This is a genomic window from Stenotrophomonas sp. PAMC25021 (assembly GCF_004795795.1).
Classification (GTDB): Bacteria; Pseudomonadota; Gammaproteobacteria; order Xanthomonadales; family Xanthomonadaceae; genus Stenotrophomonas; species Stenotrophomonas muris.
This window is the reverse complement of sequence record NZ_CP039255.1, coordinates 230,503-252,523: the sequence shown is the minus strand read 5'-3', so window position 1 is coordinate 252,523 and position 22,021 is coordinate 230,503. Positions and strand designations below refer to the sequence as shown.

Below are 22,021 nucleotides of genomic sequence, written 5' to 3'. Positions count from 1 at the left end.
GCACTCGGGAGGACAGGCGATGGCGGATGGAAGGCGGGATACCCAACGGATGTTGTTCGGCGATCCGGGTCCACCCGGTGCGGGTCTGTCAGTGGCGGTCGTGGTGCTGCTGGTGCTGGCGACGATGGCGGCGGCGGTCGGTTTCCTGCGCCTGCAGGATTCGATGTTGGGGCTGGGCCTGATTGGCGTGGCCGTGTTCCTGGCGATCGGGGCCCGCATCTGCCAGGCGCGCGACCAGCATCAGGCGCTGTATCGCCTGCTGTCGCGGCAGCCACCGCCGTAGCGGCGGCTGCCGTGGCTGCTCAGTGCCTGGGCCAGTCCAGTTCGACCACCAGCGGGAAATGATCCGATGGCAGCACGCCACCGATGCGGCGGTCATCGGTCAGGAAGCTGCGCGCATGGAAGCCGCGCACCAGGACCCAGTCCAGCTGCACGGTGGCCTTGCCGGTGAAATCGTGGAAGGTCAGCCGCGGGCCCTGCGGAGCCTTCACCTGGGTACGGGTGTCCTGCAGCACGCGGGTGAATGCCTTGTAGGTGTCGCCGCCGGGTTCGCTGTTGAAGTCGCCGGTCAGCACGACGGGCAGATCGGCCGGCAGGTTGGCCACGCGCTTGCCGATCAGTTCGGCACCCTTGACCCGCCGCGGCTCGTCTTCGTCGCGGTAGGGCAGGTGGGTGTTCATGAAGTAGAAGCGGCGGCCGTCGTCGATGCGGCGGAACAGCGCCCAGGTGACCATGCGTGGATACAGGTTGCCCCAGGTGATGCTGCCGGGCACATCGGGTGTATCGGACAACCAGAAGTTGCCTGATTCCTCGATCGCCAGCACCTTGCTGTCGTAGAACACGCCCATGTGCTCGTCGCCGCTGCCGCCGCGGCGGCCCTCGCCGAACCAACGGTAGCCGGGGAGGTGTCCTGCCAGGTACTCGGCCTGCTCCTGCACCAGTTCCTGGGTGCCGATCACCGCCGGGTGCGCATCGAGGATGACCTTCACCATCGCGTCGCGACGGTCGGGCCAGCGCTTGCCCGGCTCGGTATCGGCCGGGGTGCGCACATTGAACGACATCACCTTCAACGGCGCGGGGGCTGCGGCCCAGGCGCTGGTCGCAGGCAGGGCAAGCGTCAGCAGCGCAGACAGTACAGGGCGACGGAAACGCGACAACATCGTGGAATCCCTCCATTCCATGAAAACGGTTTCATGGAGCATCGCACGGATTGCCTGTTCATGGCTGTGCGCGCGCTGGCGGTATCCGCCGGTCGCCGCGGCGTATTCAGCAGGGCCTTGACAGCGCATTGACCCGCCCGCGCGGGCCTGCGTGCTAGAACGGCGCTGCCGGCCACTGAACCCGGCACCGCAGCAACCATCCACGGAACCACAAGGAGCTGTGCCATGACACGATTGATTCGCGCCCTGCAGGTGTCGCTGAACCTGCGTTCGGACAATTCCACGCAGTGCATCCGTTCCAAGTATCGCTACTGGAATATCTTCTGACCGGAAGGACTCCACGTATTCGATGACATCGCCAGGGAGGGTCGATGATCTTCCCTGGCATTGGAGGCAGGGCATGGATGAGCGTGCAGCGGATGCGGAAGTGGTTTCCATCGACGACCTGCTCGAACGCGTGCGTCGCGAAGGGCCGGTACTGCGCTTCAACAATGATGTCGTCGGCATCTTTGATCCGGCCCTGGCGGTCAGGATCGACAAGGCCAACACCGACCAGCACACCGTACCGGATTCACTGATTGATTTTCTCGGGCTGCGCAGTGGCAGGGACCCTGTTGCGTGGCGCGAGGTGCGGGCGTTGCTGAGCGAGCAGGCCGGGCGGCTGGCCAGTCCCGGCCACATGCGCGACCTCTACACGCGCATGCACGGCTTCCTTGCCCAGCGCGCGGACAGGCCGCATGACCTCAGCGAACTGAGCTGGTGGACGATCTCGCAGTCGCTGTTGCCGATGCTGATCGACGGCCTCAGTCGATCCGACGTCGATGCGCTCATCGGTGAGCAGAAGACCCGATACAACGCCATCGTGCTGCAGAACTTCTCGTTCTGGCGGCGGATCATCGACTTCCATCTTTCCCGCCGCGCGGCCCGCACGGTGTCGCGGCACATCCGGCGTCGTGCGCGCCAGACCGTGCCGCGCGAGGACTTCCTGCAATCCCTGCTGCCGCTGGCGCAGCGGGTCGGGGTGGACCGCGTGGCCTATCTGGTGTCGATGGTGCTGGCCGGCATGTCGGGCCTGCCGGGCATCACGGCGGCCAGCCTGCTGTACGCGATGCATCGATTTCCGCACTGGCAGGCGCGCATCCGCGAGGAAACCTCGGCGCTCAGCCTGGAGCAGTTGTATGCGCTGCCGATCAAGTCGCTGCCGTGCACGTCGCGTTTCGTCAAGGAAACCCTGCGGCTGTGGCCGGGACTGTTCGCCCTGCATCGTCCGGCCTCGCACGATATCGATATCGAGGGCGTGTGCATCCGCAAGGGCGGGGCATACGAGTTGTCGTCCTACTTCCAGCATCATTCGCCGGAGTACTGGCAGAACCCGGACAGCTTCGATCCTGATCGCTGGTTGCCGGAGCGACGCCAGGCCAACAAGGGGGCCTACGTGCCCTTCGGATTTTCCTCGCGGGCCTGCATCGGCAGTGCGGTCGGCCACGCGCAGCTGCTGCTGTTCTGCGCATTGGTGACCCGCGATTTCGAGTTGACGGTACAGGATGAGCCCACACCGTGGATGCAGCTGGAAGGCTTTGCCATTCCGGTCGATTTCATCGGTACGCTGACGCCGCGGCACGCCTGACAGCATCTGTACTGCCTGGCTCAGTCTTCAATCTCGCCACGGCGGCCTGCCGCGCGCACCGCCTGCGCGGTGGTGGCCACGCCGAGCCGTTGTCGCGCTCGCCGCAGGTGGTTCTCCACCGTGCGTGCAGACAGCCCCAGCGTGGCCGCGATCTCCGCCTGGCGCCGTCCAGCGGCGACCCAGCGCAGCACCTCGCGTTCGCGTGCGCTCAACGCGCCTGCGCGAACATCCGCGGGCGCCTCGGCGAGCTGGCGCGCCGCACGGAAGGCTGACCTTCCGACCATTTCCAGCAGCAGGCGCGCGCTGGCGGATGCATCAATCGAGGTGCCGGCGAAACTGACCGCACCCTCCAGGCCGGTCGGGCCGAACACCGGCACCTGCAACCCATGCAGGCCATCGCCGCGCGGCTGCTTCACCACCTGATAGCGTTCGCCGCGCACGCCCTGGCGCTTGCTCCAGAAGAACGGCGCATTGCTGTCCAGTACATGGCGGTTGACCGGGCAGGCATGCAGGTAGCGGGCGAGTGCGGTATCGCTGCCGTCGCCGAACCAGTCACCCTCGATCCAGTACACGCGCTGCGCGTCGCGTTCCAGCCCGGTCCCGGTGGCAAACACCAGCAGTCGATCGTAGCCCAGGGGGGAGGCGGCGGCGCGCAGCACGCCGCCCACCGCGGGCAGTGACCGCGCCTGTTCCAGTTCCAGCAGCGGGGGCACCAGCGCAGGCATGGGTTCAGCGCCCCGCCAGTGCATCGAGCAGCGTACGTGCGGCCAGCTTGCCAAGCGCGTTGCCGGCCAGCGGGCTGTCGCCGGTCAACAGCAGGCGATCCTGCAGCACGCTGCCATCAATCCCCTCGTTGACGATCTGCACGCCCTGCTGCGCCAGTCGTTCACCGAAGAACCAACGCAGCTGCCCCGGCATGTAGCCGATCTCCGGTGTCTGCCGGTCCATTGCGTCGGGGAAGGCGCAGATGCGGTAACCACGGAACAGCGAGCCACCGTCGGCTTCGTCGACGCCCGCCGCCAGCAGCGCCGCCGGGCCATGGCAGAGCGTGATGATGTGGCGCTGCCCGGCCATGGCCCACTGCAGCGTGGCCTTCACCGCCGCGCTCTCCGGCAGGCCGATCAGTGCGCCGTGGCCACCGGGAATGAAGATGGCGGCATAGTCCGAATCGGCTCCCAGGCCGGCCACCACCTCATCCAGCTGCAACGGCTGGCGGAAGCGCGCCTCATAGCGTTCGTACAGGGCGCCGATCTCGCGGTCCTCGCGCGGGAAGGCCCACCATTCGAACTTGACGGCGTTGCCGGACAGCGTCGCCACGTCGATGTCGAAGCCGGCCTTGTCCAGGTGGTACATCGGCAGCAGGGTTTCCACCGGGTGGTTGCCGGTGGAGAACAGGTGGCCATTGGCGGTCGGCAGATAACGCTCGTCGGCGGCGATCATCAGCACCTTCCAGCGGCCATCGCGGCGTGCATCCGGATAGTCGGCCCCGGACAGGTCGCTCTTGGGCGAGGTGAACTGCGAAAGCGAGTATGGCGACGGGAAGAAGGCATCGCGCTCGGCCGGATCGGGGCTGGGCTGGCGGCTGGGCTCTTGCGTGTTTATGCGGACCTCCGTTGGGGGAAAGTGAGCCCAGCATAGGAGGCCGCATGCGCAGGCGCGATGAGGGATTCCCCTCAATGGACCACCACCCGGATGCTGCGGTGCGCCACCCGGCCGGTTGGACAGGGGGATTATGTCGTGTTATCTAGCCGGTGCCGGGATAATCCCGGCATAACCACACAGCAAGCAAAGGAATGAAAATGAAAAGATTCGCCCGAGCATTGCGCGTCACTCTGAATATCCATCCGAACGAGAAGAGCAGTGTGTGGAATACCTGGCCGCTCTGGGTCGAGTTCTGATCCTGCGGGGCAACCCCGCGATTGAGCGGTAGCAAGACGAAGGGACTCGTCTTTCGAGTCCCTTCCTGCCGGAGACGCACTGCATGCAAGGGATGTCGAATGAAGGCAGCGCCATTGCTGCCGAGCGCTTGGCTGCGCGGGTGGAGCGCGAAGGACCGGTGCTGAAACTGGAAACCGGCGGTATCGGGGTGTTCTGCCCAGAACTGGCCGGCAAGCTCGACAAGGAGAATTCCGAGCACCTGTTCGTGGTCGAGTCGCTGGCCGACCTGTTCCGCCGGCACGAACGCGTGCGCTGGACCGAAGTGCGCAGCCTGATCGCGACCCGCAGTGCTGAGCTTACCGGAGCGCAGACCCTGGAGGCGCTGCAGTCGCGCATGCGGCAGGCGTTGGACGCACTGTGCGGGCGCGAGCTGGATGCCACGCCAGCCGTGTGGAAGGTGATGGCGCATCCGCTGGTGCCACTGGTGATCGACGGGCTCGACGCGCGCGGTACCGAGGCCATCGAACGCGCCCTGCATCTGCGCTACACCACCCAGGTCGAGCAGGTCATCCATCGGCGTCATCTGCTGCGCAACTTCCTCATCGGTCGTGGCGAATCGCGGGCGATCGCCGCCGAACTCAGGCGCCGGGTCCGCAGCGGACGTTCGCCGCTGGACTACGCGCAGTCATTGTTGACCCTTCGCGAGCGCATCGGCCTGGACAAGGTCACCTACCTGGTCACCGTGCAGCTGATCGCCATTTCCGGGGTGCCCGGCATGATGGCCGCCTGCCTGCTGCTGGCGATGCAGATGCATCCACACTGGCGCCAGCGCATCGAGGAGGAATTCGCGCCGCTCTCGGATGCGGAGATCCATGCGCTGCCGATGGCCAGGATTCCCTGCACGATGCGCTTCCTGAAGGAAGTGATGCGGCTGTATTCCACGCCCTTCAACAACCGTCGGGTGGCCGCCTGCGATCTGCAGGTGGAAGGGCAGGCCATCGCCGAGGGCACGGTGTTCGAGCTGAGCTCGTTCATCCAGCATCGCTCGGCGAAATACTGGGATGACCCGCTGCAGTTCGATCCCGATCGCTGGCTGCCTGAGCGGCGCAAGCGCACCGCCGGCATCTATGTGCCTTATGGCTTCCCCACGCGCTCGTGCGTGGGATCGGCGGTGGGCAACGCGCAACTGTTACTGCTGTGTGCGCTGCTGGCGCGCGAATTCCGTTTCACCCCCAGCGCCGACTACCGGCCCGAGGTGCGCATGGAAGGCTTCGCGATTCCCGCGGCGCTGCACGGCACGTTCTCGCGCCATAAGGCCGGTGCCTGATCTGCAGGGGCGGGCGGCTTACTTTGCCGTACGCACGTGTTCCTGCATGTCCTCATGCAGGATCCGCCGCAGCTCGACGATGGCCGGCGTGGCTTCCTGCACGCTGTGACCGGACACGATCACCTTCTCCGAAACGGCGTGTGGCAGGTGCGAGCTCCAGTAGGGCACCAGCCCGTCATCGGTTTTTTCCAGTGGGCCATCGGCCTTGGCGCGGGCGATGATCGAGTGGTAGTGCACCTTCGGTGACATCGGCAGGTCGGCCACGGCGCGGACGAACGGGTCGTCCTTGTCCAGGTTCTGGATGCTGTTCATCTGGTAGCCGTGCTTGCCATCGTTGCGATCGATCTGGCCGTCGTTGGCCAGCGTCGCCACGTCCTCCAGCACGGTCAGCGGCAGCCGTACCAGGCGGCCGATCCAGCGGCCGAGGCGGGTACCGGCCACGTCGGTGCCGCGATGCGGTGTGGCGATGAACACCACCCGCGATACTTCCGGTTCCGGCAGGAAGGTCAGTACCGGCGCGCCCTTGGTGCGCAGCAGCTCGCGCTGGGCGGGCGTCATCTGCGCGGTGGCCAGCAGGGTGTCGACCAGGTGGTCGCCGGAGGAAGAGACCATCAACCGCGCGATCACCCCGCCCATGCTGTGCCCGACCAGCACCATGTCATGCGAGGCCTGCGCCTTGCCGCTGGGGTCGAAGTGCTTGAGCACTTCGGCCAGCGTGTGGCGTATCGCATCGTGGCTCATCGCGATGGGCATGTTGGTCGGGTAGTAGAACTGCCAGACCTGGAAGTCCTGGCGGATCTCGTCGTCGCGCATCAGTTCGTTGGCCACGTTCACCCAGGCCTCGGGACTGCTGGCCAGGCCATGGATCATCAACAGCACGCGGCGGTTCGGGTCGTAGGGCTGCATCATGTACAGATGCGGCGCGTCGATGCCGCCCTTGCCACCAAACAGCGAGCGCAGCGACTGGTGGCTGAAGTTGGAGCGCGCCAGCCACAGTGCGTAGCCCGCAGTGAAGTTGGCCGCCAACGGCACCTGCTGGCCGTGCAGGGTTACTTCCGAGACCTGGTAGGGATCGTGGATCTCCAGTTCCGGCTCGTCGTCGTGCAGCACTTCCCACAGGTTCTTTCCCGAGAAGCGCAGCAGCACCGTCATCGAAGGCGAGGGCATCTCGCTCCAGCTCTGCGCGGCCGGGGTGCTTGCCTGCGCGGAGGGCGTCGCTGCCGAAGGCGGGGTGGCCGTGCTGCCAGCCGGATCGTCCATCACCGCCACCAGCTCGGCACCGAAGCCATCGCGGCGATGCACGCTGCGCAGCGTACCGGTGAACGACAGCGAGGCCGCCGGTACCAGCTCGGTGGGGGTGCGCGTGTCCAGCGGCGATGCTTCGCCCGAAGGGGCCAGCACGAAGGTCCAGCGGCCCAGCTGGAAATGGCTGGCCTGGCTGTGCACGCGCCCGGTGGCGTACGCGTTGTACAGCTGCACCGAGGCTTCCTGCACAGCCAGGTTGTAGTAGTCGCGCACCTGGGTCTGGCGGTCCTCGAAACCACGCTGGTTGGCGGTGCGCTCGGTGAAGAACAGATAGGCATAGGCCTGGCGCGCGACCTGCATCCACGCATCGAGGCGCGGCTGGAAGTCGGCATCCAGTTCGGTGATCGCGGTCTTGGCGCGGCCGGATGCCGAGTACTCGCGCTTCGGTGCCGGCAGGGTCATCGCATGCTGCAGCCACAACTCGGCCAGGCTGGAGCGCTTGTCTTCCTCGCGCACCACGATGCTGCTTTCCAGGGCCTCGATGCAGGGCAGGCCGGGCTTGGCACAGACGCCCTCATCGAGCCCGGCCACGCGCAGGGTCTCGGTGGTCGCCGCGCTGAGCTTGCCGGAGGTGAGGATGTCACCGCGCTTGAGCGCGATGTACTGGCCGGGCGTGACCGAGGCGACCTGCACCGACGGTCCGAACTGGCGCAGCGTCGCGCAGCCCCCCAGGGTGAGCAGCACGGTGATGATGAGGGTCGTGCGGCCGATGAAGCCCATGCCCGTGGTAGCCATACGATGCTCCTGCGCGGTGGCGTCACTCTAGCGGCCGGCCTGTCAAAGCGGAATAGACCGAACGGTCGGTTTGGGCCTGGCCGCCGTGGGCGATTCAGCCATTCCCGTGTGACACTGCGGCGAATGGAAGGGACACGGTGATCGCGATGGCCTGGCTGGAAACCCGCATTCCCCCGCCCGTGGTGATGCTGCTGTGCGCCGCTGCGGGCTTTGCAGCACGCTGGCTGTGGCCGGGTTTCCACCTTCGGGTGCCGGTGCCGGTTCTGCTCGCAGGCGTGACGGTGACGCTGGGTGTCGTGCTCAATCTGCTGCCCAAGCTGTCTTTCCAGCGCGCCGGTACCACCGTCAATCCTCTGCGACCTTCGGCGTCGAGCGCGCTGGTTACCAGCGGAATCTACCGCCGCACGCGCAATCCGATGTATCTGGGCCAGGCGTTGGTCCTGCTTGGCGCCATGGTGTACCTGCAGAACCTGATCGCGCTGCTGGTGGTGCCGCTGTTCCTGGTGTACATCACCCGGCTGCAGATCCTGCCGGAGGAGCGGGCACTGATGGCCCGCTTTCCCGAGGCGTACGCGCAATACCGTCATCGCGTGCCGCGCTGGCTGTAGCGTCGCCTACGCCATCAGCGGCTGATCTGGCACTTCACCGCAGCCGAATAGCCCTCGTAGTCGTCGCCCGCGATCACGTGCAGGGTGTGGCGCTTGTCGATGCGCTTCACGTACGACGGCTCTTCGGTGTTGGCATGCTCGTTGACCTCGGTCACCGACCAGGCCTTGGCCAGGCGCTTGGAATCGACGCCGTTCAAGTACACGAAGAGGCTCTTCTCGCCTTCGGCCACGTTTACATCGGCACTGGTGACCGTGCCGCCAAACAGCGCGACCGGCTTGTCCTCCGGCTCGAAGGTGCCGCCCGGTTTCTTGGCCAGGCCGGCGGCCTGCAGCGCATCGATGGCGTCGGCCGCACTGAAGTTCGAGCCGGCCTTGCAGGCCAGCAGCGCTTCCAGCGTGGCGGTGCCGGGGGGCGCGATGGCCGGCGCCGCAGCGTGCGTGGCTGAGGCTGCGGCGAGGGTGGTGAGGAGCAGGACGAGCGTGGTTGTGGCGGTTTTCATTGCAGATCCTTCTGGCGGCAGCAGGCCGGGGCAATGCAGCGATGGAGCGAAAGCTCCATCCCGATTATGCCCCACGCTTCCCGCACGACGAGCAGGCACAAAAAAGCCGGAACCCCCTCGACGGGAGATCCGGCTTCTTGCGGCCTCGACAGGCCATACAGATGGTGGAGGTGGGCGGAATTGAACCGCCGTCCGAAGGCACTCCATCCCCAGCACTACATGCTTAGCTCACCGTTGGATCTCGTCCCCGAACAGCACGGTGCGCAAAGCGCATCCGGGAACCAGCCTGTTGTGTTCTAGTGCCGGACTGACAGGCAGCCATCCAGCGCGATTCCATGATAGTGACTCTACACCGCGAGCATGGACACAAGCGGTTTCGAGGCTTAGGCCTTAAGCGGCCAGAGCGTAGTTGTCGTCGTTGGCAACTAGAGTTTTGCAGCTGGATTTACGAGGAAAGCTACCCCCTCGGCATGCGCCAGGCGACTTCACAACCCCCGTCGAAACCAATGCACCCCCGGTTTCTTCAAGTATTGCAAGGCTTTTGGGGTCAATGCTGGCAAAAAGCTGGCACTGACCCTGCCCAACGACCCGAATACTACGGCAATCTTCCTGAACAGTCACGCTCGCCCCCTCCCAAGGCGCGCTATCCGCTGGGACGATCGACAGTGACGGTAGTCAAGCCCTGAGATATGCTCACGAAATCGTTCAGCAAGGGATGCTGAAGGGGGATCGATGCTGCAGTTTGGCACCTTGGTGAATTCGCTGGGCTTGGCTGGCACCGGCATTAATGATGCCGTTAGGGCGGTTGTCCGGACATCGTCGGGCGATGTCGAGGCCTATGTGAAGAGGCTGGCTAGCTCCCGGGAGGTCCTGGTGGAGGTCGCCTGCGCGGTTATCGCTCGCCAATTGGATCTCCCAGTACCCCAGCCGTTGCTTGTGTACGTCCCAGAGCATATGGGGGGGGCGTACGTGGCCTACGGCAGCGTGGCCGCGGGGAATGGGGATCTGTCTGCCTTCATAGAAGCCGGGCAGCTTCAGGCGATACTTGATCAATTGCGTGCCTGGCCTGGTCTGATCAAGGCTGCCTGCTTTGACGAGTGGATCGCAAACTGCGATCGACATGAGCGCAACATCCTCTATAGCGGCACCGGCGAGTTCTGGCTGATCGACCACGGCTTGGCCGTGAACGCCACGCTCCCTGTGGATAAATTGGCGCCGCAGAACATCCTTTTTGACGTGGCGGTACGCGGCAGAGCGGAGAACGAGCTGCTCCGAATTCGGCCGGTTGCTTTAGGCGTAATGGAGGCGTTTCAGGAGAAGCCGACCTCTCAGAGCGATCTTGGCCTGCCCGCGGGACTATGGCCTGACGAAGAGGCAGATTCGGTCCTCGTGTGGCTTGCGTCCAGACAGGCGCATCTGATGCGACTGGCTAGCGAGAGAATTCCGGCAATGCAGAGCGAGATGTTCGATGGCCATCACCGCTGACTTCCGGATGTTCCCACCTGCTCCTAACGTCCAAGCGATCTGGGCGCCCTTGTACATCGAGCCGATGCACGGAAGCGGAGAGCGAATTGTGATTGCCACTGCCGCCGTGGATGGTAGTGGCGCTTTCCACGTTCAAGCCACGCTGTCGGGTCGAGTTCTGCAGTGCATGTACGGCGACAGGGCAGAAGTGCTCGACGGACTAATAGATTTGGCCATTGATGTCCTTCAAGCCTACCTGGCCACCGGCGGAGCGCTGGACAGTTGGGTGCCGCCTTTCCGATCCTGTCATTTGGGGCCTTGCCGCACCGCAATGGGAGCTGACCTCGAGCAGATCGCCCGCAGCGGAGCGATCTTGACTTCGAGCTTGGCAGCGAAGTTGGCGAACAGCAGCGTCGAGCAGACCTCGGAGTCGGTTGGAACTGGGCTAGATATTGATAGGTGGGTTCAGCAGATTCGCGATCGGGTTTGCGGCCAGAGTCCGCACCTGGATGTACGCTTCAACGGCGAGGTCGTCGTTCGGAAAGGGGCCGCCCCTACGAGAATCGGATACTTGGGGGAACGAATTGCCGCCAATTTTGACATGCTGATTCCAGGATCAAATCTCTCTACCAGGCGCATCCGATCGAAATCCCGCTTGGTGGATCTGCAGATTCTGAAAGATCAGTTGGATGTCCTTGCGCCAAGGACTACCTATGAGCTTCTGCTTTGGATTCCGGAGAAGGACTCGCCGGGCTTCTCACAAAGGCAACTGGATGCCGCCCATGGCGCTCTGTCGGAACTTGAGGCATTCGCCGATGAGCATTCGCTCATGGTGCGTCCCTACAGTCGCGCCGAAGATGCGGCACATCGCATTCTGAAGGCGGAACTCGTTTAAAGCCCGCATCTGGCATCCATCGTTTGACCTAGGTCCCCAATGCCCAGACTGCAGCGGCTTTGGCGCCGGCATCGGGGACTATCGAAGGGATCCATCGGCCGTACTTCTTGGCGGTGATCGTCCAGTCGCGGTGTCCCATCTGCTTCGCCACCCACATGACGTTCTCGCCCGCGCTGAGCGCTTGGGAGGCAAAGGTGTGGCGCATCTGGTAGGGGTACCGGTACCGGACGCCAGCCTTGCGCAGAGCGCGCTGCCATTCGCCGGCGCGGATGCTCTGATCCGACCGCGGGGAGCCATCTTCGACAGCAGCGCGCCAGTCCAATGCGGCAGCTGTGGTGCCGCCCCGACCGGCCTGTTCCCGCGCGGCGCACAGATCCAGTGCTGCAGCTGCGGGGCATCCTCAGCCGTGTTCGTTGGCCACGATCCTGCCGGTGCTCTGGCGGCGGCGCTGGATGTCTGGTGCCGTCGCTCACCAGTTCTTCCGTCGCCGGCGGACGACAGTGCAGGCCAGCGGCGCCGTGGCGCAGCCCCGGATGGATTCGACGACGAGGGCAATGGTGACGTCCTCGAGCTGCTATCGCGTCTGCTGGTCGGCGGGAGCTACCGCATGCCAGTGGAGGGGCGCAGCGCCTTGGCGCCGCTGGGCAGTAGCGACATCGCCGGCGCGGTCGGCTATATGCGCAATCCGCTGGAGTAGCACACCGCGCTCGCCGTAGCGACGCGGATGGGCCCCGCCCCGATCGCAAGGCTATCCCTCGCTGCCTACCGTCAGGTGGCCAAGGCGTGCGTGCAATGCGGCCGCGGCCGCTGGACCTGGGCAAGCCCGCTGATCGCTGGCGCCTTCGTCTGGTGATCTACGACGCGGCGCACGAGCTGGTGTGGCCAGAGCGGCGTCAGTCGTTCGCCGGCCTGGCCAAGTCCGCGAAGATGCGCAAGGGCAACTACATCAAGGGCCACAAGTTCGCCAGCGCTGTCCTGCAGGAAGCGCTTCACGGTGGCAGGACGGGATTTCGGAAAGCGCTGTGGAGCGCCCAGAGCTCGCGATACTCAGTGCTTGAGGGTGAGATGGTCGGCAGTTGCTGCGATGGCCTGAGTATGCAGGGTGTGAAACTCCGTCATCATTGCGGTGATCTTCTCTTGTGCTTCCTTCCATCGCTCAAGGCTTACGGGATCTGAGTCCTGCCCGAGCAGGCCAATCGGAACCTCGACGGCGCTCGCCTGCACAGCGACGCGCATAGCAACTCCTGCCATGTGCCGAACCAAAATGCCGCTGGGTCGCCCAAACAGATAGCGAAACGTCGGCTCCAACGCCAAGATTGCGTCCGCATCTTGCATCTGCCGTTTGCCCCGAAACGAGGTTGCGAGGCGCCTGAGCTCTTCGTGGGCCGCGAATCGGCGATCGAACATATCGAGTTTCAGTTTGTGACGCGCCGTCCTCCACTGCTGGAAGGCAATGTAAGCCACTGTCGTAGCGAGCGCCAACTGACCGAAGGCGGTCACCGCCTTCATCTGCAAATCCGTCAAGCCGAGAACCGTCTCAACCATTGCGACACCCTCCCTGTATTGGCCGGCATTGTCGCATTTGTTAAGGTTTGTTAGGGGCGAATCGCGTCTCGTGGTCCATGGAGAAGTAAGGTGAAAAGGGATGAGTATGTGTTGGCAGTTCTGGAGCGCGCGGACAGACTAGCCGCAGCCTATGGGGCTGCGCGTAAGGTCGTTCACGACAGCTCGGGGCAGCTGACTGACGCTATTGGCGCAAGGGATCTTAGGTCCGTCAAAGCGATCGCGGCATCTGCAATTTCCGCTTTCGAGACTGCCGAGGAACCGTATAAGTGGCTCGCCGCTCAGCTGGATCATATCCAGCAGCTGTGCGGTGCTCTGCCCAGGGAAGACGCACTGGTTGTTCTGAAGGTCTTTCACGCAATGCATGCCAGCGCCGATGGCCTGCTGCGGTACGCAGATGCAGCTGAGCGTATGGATGCCAACCTTGGCAGTGGACACGCGACCTCCCAAGACAGGGCCTTTCGCACGGTGCTTGATAGCAACATGAATGTGCTGATTAAGCGCTTGGCTGGGCAGCCCGAAGACGGGCTCCCTCTTAATGGCATTGCGGGATGGGCGGTAAGCAATCTGAGGGCGTCGCTGCCGATGATTCAGGCTGTCGACGCGGACGGCGGGCATTCACCTGGCTGACCTCACTTGTTCCTCATGAGGGAGATTTCTTCCTCATGAGGAACCGCAGTTGCCTCGGGCACCGAAAGTAGGTTTGAACTCCTACAAGCTCGCGTGGCTCATAACCACGAGGTCGGCGGTTCGAATCCACCTCCCGCTACCAAATGGCCGGTAGTCATGGCCACCACTCAAGCCAGCACATAGGCCGTCGTGAGACGCGCCGCTGGTGTCCGCGCGACCTTGCAACCGCGGTAGTGGTGGGCCATGCCGGCCTCCTTTCACTGGGGGAACTGCGGTGAGCATCAAAGAACAGATCACAACGGACTGGCGGTCGCAGGTTCGAAGATCGGGGCGGCAGCCAGCGCCACCGCAGCGACCTACTCGCCGGGCTACACGTTGAGCGACTGGGCGCTGACCGGCGCGATCGTGTTCACCGTCGTCCAGATGTTCACCGTCAGGTTGAAGAACTGGGGCGACTGGTCCGCTTGGTGGTCCGCGCGCATGGGCAATGCCAAGCGCCTCTGGACGTGGATCCGCCGCCCTGGCTGACATCACGCCCAACACCAAGCAGCGGATCGGGTTCGCCGCCGCACCGCTGACGCTGATCGGCGCGTTGGTGGCCGCCCTTGCCACGAACGGCTCGGCGCACGAAGGACGCCGCTACACGCCGTACTACGACTCGGCCGGCATCCTGACTGTCTGCGCAAGCGTCACGGGCCCGGCGGTGGTGGACGGCAAGCGTTACACCGACGACGAGTGCACCCGGGTGGGGCATATCTTTCCGAAGTTGCTGGAGATGTACGACCAGCTGACCCGCGACCAGCACGCGCTGGTGCGGACCTCGATCGTGCTCGTGGTTGGCGCTGCGGAGGCGGCTGGGCCTGCCGCACCTGTAAGGTCCATGGGGCCGCCACGGCAGCCCCTTCCTAGAAGCCTCTTTCAATCGAGGCATGAGTGAAAAGGCCTCCCTGACGAGGAGGCCTTGGCAAACGGTTCATGCTTTAGCGCGAACTCAGGTAACTAGCGCGAGTTCTCGGCCGCCTTACACCTGGCAGGTCACGGCTGATTCGACAGACTTTGCGAAGACACCATCGGCATCATAGAGCTTCGTCCTTACTGTATGCGTCGCGTTTGCGCCGACGTTGCCACATGTAAAGTTCCATGACAGCTTTCCATCGGCGAGTGTGACCGGAAGGCCTTTCGCGCCGTTGCAGGTGTTGCCCGGTGCGCACTTAACAATCTCCACATCTGCCTTCATTGCTCCCTGCGGATAACCCACATAGGTGAACGCCACAGGTACTTTGCCGGGGGACTTGCCTGCAGCCGGACCTACCGATGTAATGGCAAAAGGTATGCAGGCCTTCCCCTCTCTGTACATGCGATAGCCCTTTTCGATACCTCTCATCGAAATGGTACGGAACTCTGTGGTCTGAAGTAGTGCAGCGTCTTCGGCGTTGCTATGGAAGCCCACCTCAACCAACACGGTCTCCATATCCGCCTCCCGGACCTCCCCGTAGCCCACTCCATCATTGGGACCTGAGCGGATGGGGAATGTTGGGTAATCAGGGCGCTGTTTGATTTGCTCCTGCACGTAGCACTTGACGCTCTCGGCAAGCGCTACAGATTTTGGATCGTTGAGATTCGTGAAGACAGACAGCCCTCGTGCTGACGGGTTCGTGTCGCTACCATCCGTGTGGATGGAGATCATTGTTTCAGCGTTTAGGAAGTTTGCAAAATTTGGGCGAACAGCAATATCGTCATCATACTCACGGAGGTCTGCACGGTTCGGTTTTCCATTAGGATACTGATTCCACATCCCGGTTTCATTGGGATAGAGCCTAGCCAAGTAATAGCGTGCAGCGAGCTCTGCCCATTTCAAGCCGCTGTTAGGATCAATCGCAGTGTTGCCAATGTCTCGAGTCTGACGTATTGACGTGGCATGCGTCGGGCTCCTCAATGTCAGAAGGCTCTGCAGCATCGAGGTGTAGCCCGGGGTAATAGTGTCCTCATGGACGACAGTGGAGTTCACATAGAGCGGGCGCTGATACTCCCATTTGTTACTGCCGTAGTGAAAGTATTTTCCGTGCGATGGACTGAGCACGACTAAGCCATCTACTGGGGTAGTCAGTTGTGAAGTGGCGCGTGCCCTCTGCTTGGATTTGTAGCGAGGAGGATAAATCTCATCCAGGCGCTTGCCATCGACCCTGATGACGACGGCCTTGAACTCTACGATGCCTGTAAGAAGATCCACGACATGGTTCTGAATATCCCTAATGAGTTGCCCAAGGTCCTCCCCCATTTCGCTTCGGCCCTTGGGTAGAAAGGCACCATCAAGATCCACATAAATCCACTGGCGCGACGGATCTGGGGTGATCCGAGCCAGTATATTCTTGCCTTGTCCATCGATTCGCTTCTGGGCATTGACGAACCGCTGCACATCATTCTGAATCTCTGACGTGACAAGCAGCTTATTCTGATCCGATAGCATCGGGACGGCCTCGGGATCCTGTTGCGCACCTGCTGTGTAGGTGCTGCCCAAGGTCAGTCCGACCGAAAGAGCCAAAATTCCCCACTTCCTATCCATTCTCATGCGCTACAGCTCCCTATTGGAAAAGGTAATCAGGTTTCGTGCAGAACGTGTTCTTTTGTCGATGCCTCCGCTTGGGTTTGCAGCTGCATAAGGCTGCGCCCACGTTCTCAAGTGCGCTATCGGAGTCTATGCCTCTTACTCGTAGGAAAAACCCTATAGCAGTCACAGGATTAGGAATGCGGCTCGACAGAGGTGTGGTGGTCGGTGACCTGGCTGTGGTCGCATTGGCGAGAGCGAGGAGGCTGGCACTGGACTACCTGATCGGCCAGCTGCCGGGCGCCAGCTCGGGGGCGCGATCTGAAGGAGTTACTACCGCTGCTTTGGCGATTTGCACGCACCGCCGACTTAAACTATTCGTCAGATCGTTCAGGCAAACTTGTGACAGGATCTAGGGGAACTGAAGATGCGGGAAGCTCTTTTCCTGGCGACCGTCAAGGCCGCGCCGGCGGCCAGTGCAGCGGCGAGCGCTGGCGACGACTGGAAGTGGCTGGTGCCGGTGGCCACGCTGATTCTCGGCTTCGGTCTGAAATGGCTCCAGGACCACCTGACGGAAAAAGGTCGCCGGAGGCACGCGAAGGAGTTACGGCGAGAGCAACGCTACGACGCCCTACGCATGCGGCGCATAGATGCTGAGCGCGCGAACCTCATCTCCGTTCAACCCCTATTGCTGAAGCTCATGCGGACGGCGGCAGTTGTTCACCTCGAGGACATCAAAGCGTACGACAGGACCGGCGAGTGGGGGACGTACAAGTTACCTCCTCAGGTTGCGGAGGATTTCAGGCTCGCTATAGCCGAGGTCGTGCCGATACACGCGAGAATTCACACGCGCACTGTTTATGAACAGCTCTCTGAGTACCGGGAGCTGCTGTATCAAGTGACCAACTCGGTGGCGAAAGCCGAAGCGCGAGCTTTATGGGAGCAGGTGCACCCGATCTATGACCGCCTGCACATAGCTCTGGGTGATGAGATAAGGAAGCTGGAAGACGAGAACCTGCAGCTCGGAGATCCATCGGCGCGCTGACGACGGCAACGGTCAACATCGAATGTTGACTAAGAAGTTGACCAAACGCTGCCAATCGATGCCCATTTCTGCACATCCGGCAGGCGTGAACGAAAAAGTCCATAACGCTAAAGCATTGATGGGCCGCGTTATTCTGGCGTTTGCGAAACCGGCGCCGATGGCGCCACGGGGAGAATGTACCGCCGGTTTCTACAGCGCTGCAAGGTACAGGGCCGATAGGGCTGGGCCCAGCTCAAAGCCCGCCCGCCTCCGGCCATTCGGGCGGGGGGAAGGTCGTGGCCAGAAGCACCAGCTCCTGGTTGCTCGATACCCCGAGCTTTTTCATGGTGCTGATCTTCTGCGCGCTGATGGTCTTCTTGCTCCGCTGCAGCAGCGTTGCGATGGCGGTGACGTTCATGCCGGAAAGATAGAGTCGAAGGACCTGCTGCTCGCAGGTGGACAGGGCACCGGTGCCGACGATCACTGGACGCTGGTTGTCGGCAGCAGCGGGAGCGCCGCTCTTGAGCGTGTCGATCACGCCCCGGATGAGGGTGTTGATGGGGCAGGTCTTGTCCTGCACGAGGTGGGCACCCGCACGAAGAATGCGCCGGTGCAGCGCGTCGCTCGGTTGCGATGTAATGGCGATGATGCGGGTGCTCGGCGACAAGCGGCCGATATCCGCGATCGGTGCGTGGCCGGGGTGCGTGCTGCCTTCCACCTGCAGGGTGTAGCCGGTGATGACCACGTCGGGCTGCTGCTGTTCCACCAGTTCCAGCAGGACGGTGCGACGGGTGGTCTGGCCGGTCACCACAACCTGCGGAAGCACCCGCAGCGAGCTCACCATGCCGAGCACGAAGATGGCATGCTCGTCCGCCACCACCACGGTCTTGCCGGTCGCAGCGGTCTGGGAGCCCGTACCCTGCAACCGTTCACCCCGATGCAGCGCGCGCAGCACGGGGGCGCAGCAGCCACGAGAACACGCCATATCCGGCAGGGCGCGCCGGTGGCGTTGTGCCGACAAACGCCGGCCACGCTTTCCTGGCCTGTTTCAGGCCGTGCAGTGCGAGCTGTACATCCTGCAGTCGCATCTGCGTGCGGCGCGCAATGTCGTGCGCACTGGCACCCTTTTCCAGCATCGGCGCGACCCGGTCCAGGAAACGCTGGAGCTCCAGTGGAAGCGCGGCCTTCTTGGCCTTGATCAGCATGAACACCGTGTCCGGATCGGATAGCGGGCCCGTCACCGGGTCTGTCGCTGAAACGGTCGGCTGTCGGCGCGGAAACAGCTGCAGCAGGTCCAGATGCAGGGCCTTGCGTCGCGTTGATCGGCTTCTGTTCGAAACTGAAACTGCAGCGGTGCCTGGAGAACCACCGGGCAAGTTTGAAGATCCGGTCCTTGCCCTCGATGTTCTGCTCGATGGAGAACGATGCGACCAGTCCCGCGGCCACATGCAGGTTCAGGGTTTTTCCCTGGATCGGGCCGAGCGAAAGCACGCCCGACCGTGCGCCAATCAGCGCGATGATGTCTTCCAGGTCGATGCCGTCCAGGTCGCCATGAAACGCCATGCCTCTGCCCTCCCGATCCATTCCATGTTGCGGTCCCGGACACTGCAGGAACGCCGCGACTGTGAGGTGGCGAGAATAATGCGGGGAGCACGTTGGCCCGCATGAGACCATTCCGATTCTGGCGTGCCGCACCCTGCTGCAAGGCCTGGAGTACCTGCAATCAACGCTGTTTTCGGGGTTGTCTTATTGGGTGCCGGCATGCGCGTGCCTACCATTTTCTCCTTCACTGGAGTCCCTGCTTTCGGCGGCGGGCACACGTAGGGAAGGAGTGGGTGATGGCCTCGATCAGGGTCCTGCTGGTGGGTGAGCGAACAATGGAGCGACTTGCGATGGAGTCGCGCCTGTCGATCGATGCGCGGGTCAGCGTTGAAGTGGTCGGCGACGCGTGCAGCGCGGCAACGCTGGTGGAATGGCGGCACTACAGCCTGCTGGTGGTGAATGTCGTCGGTCTGGGGCGGTCGCTGGTAGACCTGATCAACACGTTCTCCGAGCACTCGCGCGAATCGCGTATCGCCTTCTTCGGTGGCAGGTCCACGGCGATGGTGAAGGCCGCAGAGCTGATTGCCCAGGCGCGGGGGCTGGACCTGCTGAAGGTTCCCGGGCTGGATCAGCCCGAGGATGGCAACCGGGAGTACCGCCGGTTCGTCGGTGAGCGTGTCTGCGCCGTACCGGTCGGCTCTGTGCATGAACGTTGCCAGGCGCTGCCCGTCGTGACGCGACCCTCGCTTCCGGCCTGAGCTGATCCGGCGCTCGGTCCCGGCTGTGGGGGCGACGGTGCGCGCGCAGCGTTGTCAATTTCCAATAAGTTGCACTGCATTGGCCATAGCGGATTGGTAACTTCATTGGCACGAATTTGCGACACACTGGCGGCGACCATCCGGGCCAGGACAGACACGGAGACTGTGGGTGACCGATGCAAGCCAACAACGCAGCCTTCGGCAGCTGATCGGGCCGGTCGGTGCCGACTACCAGCGGCGCGCCCTGCCGCCTGGCTGGGTCTGGGTGGTGCTGGCGGTGTTGCTTGCGGCCACCGCGCTGACCGAGCTGCCGGCGACTGCGGCCGCGGCATTGGTGGCCAGTGCGGTGGTTGTGCACTGGTCGCAGCGCGGTCGCATCCATTGGCTGGGCTGGCGCCTGCCGGGCCTGGCCGTGTTGGCGGCCCTGCTGTGGGGGCCGGAAGTGCTGTCGCAATGGTTCGAGCACGGGCTGGCCGTGGTCCTGATGTCGCTGGCCAGCCTCAGCATCGGCGTGCATGTATGGCAGGCGCGACAGATGGCGCGGCAGCTCCAGGGCGCGGCCGATTCGCTGGATGACGCCCAGCTGCTGGCCCTGCTGCCGGCCGACGCGGCCCAGCTGGCGCAGCGGTGGCGCGCCGGCGATGACCGGCATGCGCCGGAACTGGCAGTGGTGATGCACCTAGCCGTGATGCACGCAGCGCTGGCACCGCGCATGCGCGGGCAGGGCGTGCTGGCAGGGTGACCGGTCGGCGGTTTCCGCGGCCGCGGTCAGGAACCTGACAATGGCTTGCGCAGGTAGATCCGCTCGTGCCCGGGCGGGCAATCGGGCAGCCGCCCATAGACGGTGTAGCCCTGCCGCAGGTAGAAAGCTTCGGCCTGCCAGTCGAAGGTATCCAGCATCACGTTGCGGGCGCCAAGCTGGCGCGCGGCGGCTTCTGCTTCCGCCAGCAGGCGCTGGCCGATGCCTTGCCCGCGCAGTTCCGGATCCACCCACAGCACATGTACCTGCAGCCAGCCAGCACAGACGTCGGCCAGCACACCACCGCGCAGCGCGCCGTGCTCGTCATGCCAGGCCAGGCGGACTGGAGTCTCATCGAGTGAATCGCCGCCGTGGGCCTGGTTGAAGGCCAGCAGGCGCGCGCACAACGTGCGCGTTTCATCGGCGCTGGCAGTCACCATGGCGCCGATGGGGGCGGTCATGCGTCGCGGTTGCCGCGACGCATCACACGCTGCTTCTCGATCGCCCAGTCGCGGTCCTTGGCGGCATCGCGCTTGTCGTGGGTCTGCTTGCCCTTGGCCAGCGCGACTTCGAGCTTGATCTTGTTCTTGCTCCAGTACATCGCAGTGGGCACGATCGTGTAGCCATCGCGCTCGACCTTGCCGACCAGCTTGTCGATCTCGCTCCGGTGCAGCAGCAGCTTGCGCTCGCGCCGGTCATTGGCCACCACGTGGGTGGAGGCCTGGATCAACGGGGTGATCTGCGCGCCGATCAGGAAGATCTCGCCGTGCTTCACATAGGCGTAGGCGTCGATGATGTTGCCGCGGCCAGCGCGGATCGACTTCACCTCCCAGCCCTGCAGGGCCAGGCCGGCCTCGAAGCGCTCTTCGATGTGGTACTCGTGGCGGGCACGCTTGTTCAACGCGATGGTTTTGTTGGCCGTCGCGCTCTTTGCTTTATCCTTGCCGCTGTTCTTGCTCATTTCCGTATTGTCTCCGATTCGGGCCCGCCCGGTCGATTGCCGAAACGTCCTGTATTCATGCCTACTATCCGCCGCAGCGCCCTGGTCGAACATTCGGCCGCGCGCATGTTCGACCTGGTCAACGACGTCCAGGCCTATCCGCGCCGTTTCCGCTGGTGCTCGGCTGCCCAGATCCTGGAGCAGGGCGAGGACCGCCTGGTGGCGCGCCTGGACTTGGGCCTGGGCTCGTTCAGTACCTGGTTCCAGACTGAAAACACCCTGCAGCGCCCGCACAGCATCGACATGCAGCTGCGCGATGGCCCGTTCAAGCAGCTGCACGGCCGCTGGGAATTCCATGCGCTGGCCGAGGATGCGTGCAAGGTCACCCTGACCCTGGAGTTCGAACCCAGCTCGCGCCTGCTCGGTCCGGCCCTGGCGATCGGCTTCCAGGGACTGGCCGATCGCATGGTCAATGATTTCGTCCGCGTCGCCGACGAGGGCTGAGCGATGATCGAGGTCGAGGTGGTGCTGGCCTGGCCGGAGCGCGTGCTGTCGCGCCACCTGCAGCTGGAAGAGGGAGCGACCGTGGCCGACGCCATCGCCGCCGCTGCGCTGGAAGGTAGTGCCGACTGTCCGGCCGCCGCGGTGCATGGCGTGCTGGCCCGTCCACAGCAGGCGCTGCTGGACGGGGACCGCATCGAGCTGCTGCGCCCGCTGCTGGCCGACCCCAAGGACAACCGCCGGCGTCGCGCGCTCGGCGGTTGATCCCGGCAACCCGTCC

27 protein-coding genes and 1 other RNA gene are annotated in these 22,021 nt (G+C 63.7%); 15 read left to right on the top strand and 13 right to left on the bottom strand.

Going from position 1 to position 22,021, the window contains the following annotated elements; translation table 11 throughout:
- The first annotated feature begins 19 nt into the window (after positions 1-19).
- Positions 20-283, top strand: a complete 264-nt coding sequence (locus E5790_RS01190; RefSeq protein WP_032959134.1) for a hypothetical protein — start codon at positions 20-22, stop codon at positions 281-283.
- Positions 284-302: 19 nt separating this feature from the next.
- On the opposite strand, the gene E5790_RS01185 is transcribed toward E5790_RS01190, so the two are convergent.
- Positions 303-1,160 carry an endonuclease/exonuclease/phosphatase family protein gene (locus tag E5790_RS01185; protein WP_111206165.1) on the bottom strand — a complete coding sequence of 286 codons (858 nt, stop codon included), beginning with the start codon at positions 1,158-1,160 and terminating at the stop codon, positions 303-305.
- A gap of 400 nt (positions 1,161-1,560) precedes the next feature.
- Between E5790_RS01185 and E5790_RS01180 the strand changes: the two genes are divergently transcribed.
- A complete protein-coding gene (locus tag E5790_RS01180) occupies positions 1,561-2,787 on the top strand; it encodes a cytochrome P450 (protein ID WP_111206166.1) in 1,227 nt (408 codons plus the stop codon).
- Positions 2,788-2,807: 20 nt separating this feature from the next.
- Here the strand turns inward: E5790_RS01180 and E5790_RS01175 are convergent, their stop codons facing one another.
- Together E5790_RS01175 and hchA are read right to left on the bottom strand one after the other, a co-directional pair.
- On the bottom strand, positions 2,808-3,512 hold the full coding sequence (locus tag E5790_RS01175) for a PA1136 family autoinducer-binding transcriptional regulator (RefSeq protein WP_111206167.1): 705 nt from the start codon (positions 3,510-3,512) through the stop codon (positions 2,808-2,810).
- Positions 3,513-3,516: 4 nt separating this feature from the next.
- Positions 3,517-4,389, bottom strand: a complete 873-nt coding sequence (gene hchA / locus E5790_RS01170) for a glyoxalase III HchA (RefSeq protein WP_111206256.1) — start codon at positions 4,387-4,389, stop codon at positions 3,517-3,519.
- A 379-nt stretch (positions 4,390-4,768) separates the two neighbouring features.
- Here hchA and E5790_RS01165 point away from each other — a divergent pair, with 379 nt between their 5' ends.
- Positions 4,769-5,992, top strand: a complete 1,224-nt coding sequence (locus E5790_RS01165) for a cytochrome P450 (RefSeq protein ID WP_229653748.1) — start codon at positions 4,769-4,771, stop codon at positions 5,990-5,992.
- 18 nt (positions 5,993-6,010) lie between these two features.
- Here E5790_RS01165 and E5790_RS01160 read toward each other — a convergent pair whose 3' ends face one another.
- Positions 6,011-8,032 carry an alpha/beta fold hydrolase gene (locus tag E5790_RS01160; RefSeq protein ID WP_111206169.1) on the bottom strand — a complete coding sequence of 674 codons (2,022 nt, stop codon included), beginning with the start codon at positions 8,030-8,032 and terminating at the stop codon, positions 6,011-6,013.
- A 146-nt stretch (positions 8,033-8,178) separates the two neighbouring features.
- Between E5790_RS01160 and E5790_RS01155 the strand changes: the two genes are divergently transcribed.
- Positions 8,179-8,640 (top strand): isoprenylcysteine carboxylmethyltransferase family protein, encoded by a 462-nt coding sequence (locus E5790_RS01155; RefSeq protein WP_049420521.1) that lies wholly within the window; start codon positions 8,179-8,181, stop codon positions 8,638-8,640.
- Positions 8,641-8,654: 14 nt separating this feature from the next.
- On the opposite strand, the gene E5790_RS01150 is transcribed toward E5790_RS01155, so the two are convergent.
- Together E5790_RS01150 and ssrA are read right to left on the bottom strand one after the other, a co-directional pair.
- Complete coding sequence (locus E5790_RS01150; protein WP_032959123.1) at positions 8,655-9,140, bottom strand: hypothetical protein; 486 nt, start codon at positions 9,138-9,140, stop codon at positions 8,655-8,657.
- 162 nt (positions 9,141-9,302) lie between these two features.
- Positions 9,303-9,656, bottom strand: a transfer-messenger RNA (tmRNA) gene (ssrA, locus tag E5790_RS01145).
- A gap of 216 nt (positions 9,657-9,872) precedes the next feature.
- Between ssrA and E5790_RS01140 the strand changes: the two genes are divergently transcribed.
- Both E5790_RS01140 and E5790_RS01135 read left to right on the top strand, forming a co-directional pair.
- On the top strand, positions 9,873-10,625 hold the full coding sequence (locus E5790_RS01140) for a HipA family kinase (protein WP_111206234.1): 753 nt from the start codon (positions 9,873-9,875) through the stop codon (positions 10,623-10,625).
- Positions 10,609-11,499, top strand: coding sequence for a hypothetical protein (locus E5790_RS01135; RefSeq protein WP_111206235.1), 891 nt, complete (start codon positions 10,609-10,611; stop codon positions 11,497-11,499). The genes E5790_RS01140 and E5790_RS01135 overlap by 17 nt, the downstream gene beginning before the upstream one ends.
- A gap of 28 nt (positions 11,500-11,527) precedes the next feature.
- Here the strand turns inward: E5790_RS01135 and E5790_RS01130 are convergent, their stop codons facing one another.
- Positions 11,528-11,821, bottom strand: coding sequence for a tyrosine-type recombinase/integrase (locus tag E5790_RS01130; protein ID WP_229653749.1), 294 nt, complete (start codon positions 11,819-11,821; stop codon positions 11,528-11,530).
- A gap of 84 nt (positions 11,822-11,905) precedes the next feature.
- On the opposite strand from E5790_RS01130, the gene E5790_RS22045 reads away from it, so the two are divergent.
- On the top strand, positions 11,906-12,196 hold the full coding sequence (locus E5790_RS22045; protein ID WP_247594919.1) for a hypothetical protein: 291 nt from the start codon (positions 11,906-11,908) through the stop codon (positions 12,194-12,196).
- A gap of 350 nt (positions 12,197-12,546) precedes the next feature.
- On the opposite strand, the gene E5790_RS21890 is transcribed toward E5790_RS22045, so the two are convergent.
- Positions 12,547-13,044 (bottom strand): hypothetical protein, encoded by a 498-nt coding sequence (locus E5790_RS21890; RefSeq protein ID WP_111206236.1) that lies wholly within the window; start codon positions 13,042-13,044, stop codon positions 12,547-12,549.
- Between the two features lie 90 nt (positions 13,045-13,134).
- Here E5790_RS21890 and E5790_RS01115 point away from each other — a divergent pair, with 90 nt between their 5' ends.
- The 3 genes from E5790_RS01115 to E5790_RS22040 all read left to right on the top strand — a co-directional run bounded on the left by E5790_RS01115 (position 13,135) and on the right by E5790_RS22040 (position 14,629).
- Positions 13,135-13,692 carry a hypothetical protein gene (locus E5790_RS01115; RefSeq protein WP_111206237.1) on the top strand — a complete coding sequence of 186 codons (558 nt, stop codon included), beginning with the start codon at positions 13,135-13,137 and terminating at the stop codon, positions 13,690-13,692.
- A gap of 243 nt (positions 13,693-13,935) precedes the next feature.
- Positions 13,936-14,220, top strand: coding sequence for a hypothetical protein (locus E5790_RS01105; protein WP_227864506.1), 285 nt, complete (start codon positions 13,936-13,938; stop codon positions 14,218-14,220).
- Complete coding sequence (locus tag E5790_RS22040; protein WP_229653750.1) at positions 14,180-14,629, top strand: hypothetical protein; 450 nt, start codon at positions 14,180-14,182, stop codon at positions 14,627-14,629. Before E5790_RS01105 ends, E5790_RS22040 begins: the two co-directional genes overlap by 41 nt.
- Positions 14,630-14,713: 84 nt before the next feature.
- Here the strand turns inward: E5790_RS22040 and E5790_RS01095 are convergent, their stop codons facing one another.
- Positions 14,714-16,261, bottom strand: a complete 1,548-nt coding sequence (locus tag E5790_RS01095) for an N-acetylmuramoyl-L-alanine amidase (protein ID WP_080469275.1) — start codon at positions 16,259-16,261, stop codon at positions 14,714-14,716.
- Between the two features lie 403 nt (positions 16,262-16,664).
- On the opposite strand from E5790_RS01095, the gene E5790_RS01090 reads away from it, so the two are divergent.
- Positions 16,665-17,282 carry a hypothetical protein gene (locus E5790_RS01090; protein WP_111206238.1) on the top strand — a complete coding sequence of 206 codons (618 nt, stop codon included), beginning with the start codon at positions 16,665-16,667 and terminating at the stop codon, positions 17,280-17,282.
- A gap of 232 nt (positions 17,283-17,514) precedes the next feature.
- Here the strand turns inward: E5790_RS01090 and E5790_RS01085 are convergent, their stop codons facing one another.
- The gene (locus E5790_RS01085; RefSeq protein WP_168708227.1) at positions 17,515-18,216 is read right to left on the bottom strand and encodes a response regulator transcription factor; all 702 of its coding nucleotides are present in this window, start codon (positions 18,214-18,216) and stop codon (positions 17,515-17,517) included.
- Positions 18,191-18,466 carry a hypothetical protein gene (locus E5790_RS01080; RefSeq protein WP_111206240.1) on the bottom strand — a complete coding sequence of 92 codons (276 nt, stop codon included), beginning with the start codon at positions 18,464-18,466 and terminating at the stop codon, positions 18,191-18,193. The genes E5790_RS01085 and E5790_RS01080 overlap by 26 nt, the downstream gene beginning before the upstream one ends.
- Positions 18,467-19,099: 633 nt before the next feature.
- Here E5790_RS01080 and E5790_RS01075 point away from each other — a divergent pair.
- Together E5790_RS01075 and E5790_RS01070 are read left to right on the top strand one after the other, a co-directional pair.
- Positions 19,100-19,561: a hypothetical protein gene (locus tag E5790_RS01075; protein WP_136191668.1), complete on the top strand. Its 462-nt coding sequence runs from the start codon at positions 19,100-19,102 to the stop codon at positions 19,559-19,561.
- 169 nt (positions 19,562-19,730) lie between these two features.
- A complete protein-coding gene (locus tag E5790_RS01070; protein ID WP_111206250.1) occupies positions 19,731-20,303 on the top strand; it encodes a hypothetical protein in 573 nt (190 codons plus the stop codon).
- 26 nt (positions 20,304-20,329) lie between these two features.
- Here the strand turns inward: E5790_RS01070 and E5790_RS01065 are convergent, their stop codons facing one another.
- The gene (locus E5790_RS01065; protein ID WP_014646804.1) at positions 20,330-20,761 is read right to left on the bottom strand and encodes a GNAT family N-acetyltransferase; all 432 of its coding nucleotides are present in this window, start codon (positions 20,759-20,761) and stop codon (positions 20,330-20,332) included.
- A complete protein-coding gene (smpB, locus tag E5790_RS01060) occupies positions 20,758-21,261 on the bottom strand; it encodes an SsrA-binding protein SmpB (protein ID WP_005409231.1) in 504 nt (167 codons plus the stop codon). The genes E5790_RS01065 and smpB overlap by 4 nt, the downstream gene beginning before the upstream one ends.
- A gap of 57 nt (positions 21,262-21,318) precedes the next feature.
- Between smpB and E5790_RS01055 the strand changes: the two genes are divergently transcribed.
- Both E5790_RS01055 and E5790_RS01050 read left to right on the top strand, forming a co-directional pair.
- Entirely contained in the window at positions 21,319-21,744 is a 426-nt protein-coding gene (locus E5790_RS01055) for a type II toxin-antitoxin system RatA family toxin (protein ID WP_032959119.1), read from the top strand.
- Between the two features lie 3 nt (positions 21,745-21,747).
- Positions 21,748-22,005 carry an RnfH family protein gene (locus tag E5790_RS01050; protein ID WP_014646806.1) on the top strand — a complete coding sequence of 86 codons (258 nt, stop codon included), beginning with the start codon at positions 21,748-21,750 and terminating at the stop codon, positions 22,003-22,005.
- Positions 22,006-22,021: the final 16 nt, after the last annotated feature.

Coding starts and splice junctions, on each gene's coding strand:
- E5790_RS01160 (WP_111206169.1), bottom strand. CDS start 8,032: ATGGCTACCACGGGCATGGGCTTCATCGGCCGCACGACCCTCATCATC.
- E5790_RS21890 (WP_111206236.1), bottom strand. CDS start 13,044: ATGGTTGAGACGGTTCTCGGCTTGACGGATTTGCAGATGAAGGCGGTG.
- E5790_RS01140 (WP_111206234.1), top strand. CDS start 9,873: ATGCTGCAGTTTGGCACCTTGGTGAATTCGCTGGGCTTGGCTGGCACC.
- E5790_RS01075 (WP_136191668.1), top strand. CDS start 19,100: ATGGCCTCGATCAGGGTCCTGCTGGTGGGTGAGCGAACAATGGAGCGA.
- E5790_RS01165 (WP_229653748.1), top strand. CDS start 4,769: ATGCAAGGGATGTCGAATGAAGGCAGCGCCATTGCTGCCGAGCGCTTG.
- E5790_RS01150 (WP_032959123.1), bottom strand. CDS start 9,140: ATGAAAACCGCCACAACCACGCTCGTCCTGCTCCTCACCACCCTCGCC.
- E5790_RS01095 (WP_080469275.1), bottom strand. CDS start 16,261: ATGAGAATGGATAGGAAGTGGGGAATTTTGGCTCTTTCGGTCGGACTG.
- E5790_RS01080 (WP_111206240.1), bottom strand. CDS start 18,466: ATGCTGATCAAGGCCAAGAAGGCCGCGCTTCCACTGGAGCTCCAGCGT.
- E5790_RS01105 (WP_227864506.1), top strand. CDS start 13,936: ATGCCGGCCTCCTTTCACTGGGGGAACTGCGGTGAGCATCAAAGAACA.
- E5790_RS01135 (WP_111206235.1), top strand. CDS start 10,609: ATGGCCATCACCGCTGACTTCCGGATGTTCCCACCTGCTCCTAACGTC.
- E5790_RS01190 (WP_032959134.1), top strand. CDS start 20: ATGGCGGATGGAAGGCGGGATACCCAACGGATGTTGTTCGGCGATCCG.
- E5790_RS01185 (WP_111206165.1), bottom strand. CDS start 1,160: ATGTTGTCGCGTTTCCGTCGCCCTGTACTGTCTGCGCTGCTGACGCTT.
- E5790_RS01050 (WP_014646806.1), top strand. CDS start 21,748: ATGATCGAGGTCGAGGTGGTGCTGGCCTGGCCGGAGCGCGTGCTGTCG.
- E5790_RS01180 (WP_111206166.1), top strand. CDS start 1,561: ATGGATGAGCGTGCAGCGGATGCGGAAGTGGTTTCCATCGACGACCTG.
- E5790_RS01055 (WP_032959119.1), top strand. CDS start 21,319: ATGCCTACTATCCGCCGCAGCGCCCTGGTCGAACATTCGGCCGCGCGC.
- E5790_RS01175 (WP_111206167.1), bottom strand. CDS start 3,512: ATGCCTGCGCTGGTGCCCCCGCTGCTGGAACTGGAACAGGCGCGGTCA.
- E5790_RS01065 (WP_014646804.1), bottom strand. CDS start 20,761: ATGACCGCCCCCATCGGCGCCATGGTGACTGCCAGCGCCGATGAAACG.
- E5790_RS01155 (WP_049420521.1), top strand. CDS start 8,179: ATGGCCTGGCTGGAAACCCGCATTCCCCCGCCCGTGGTGATGCTGCTG.
- E5790_RS22040 (WP_229653750.1), top strand. CDS start 14,180: ATGCCAAGCGCCTCTGGACGTGGATCCGCCGCCCTGGCTGACATCACG.
- smpB (WP_005409231.1), bottom strand. CDS start 21,261: ATGAGCAAGAACAGCGGCAAGGATAAAGCAAAGAGCGCGACGGCCAAC.
- E5790_RS01090 (WP_111206238.1), top strand. CDS start 16,665: ATGCGGGAAGCTCTTTTCCTGGCGACCGTCAAGGCCGCGCCGGCGGCC.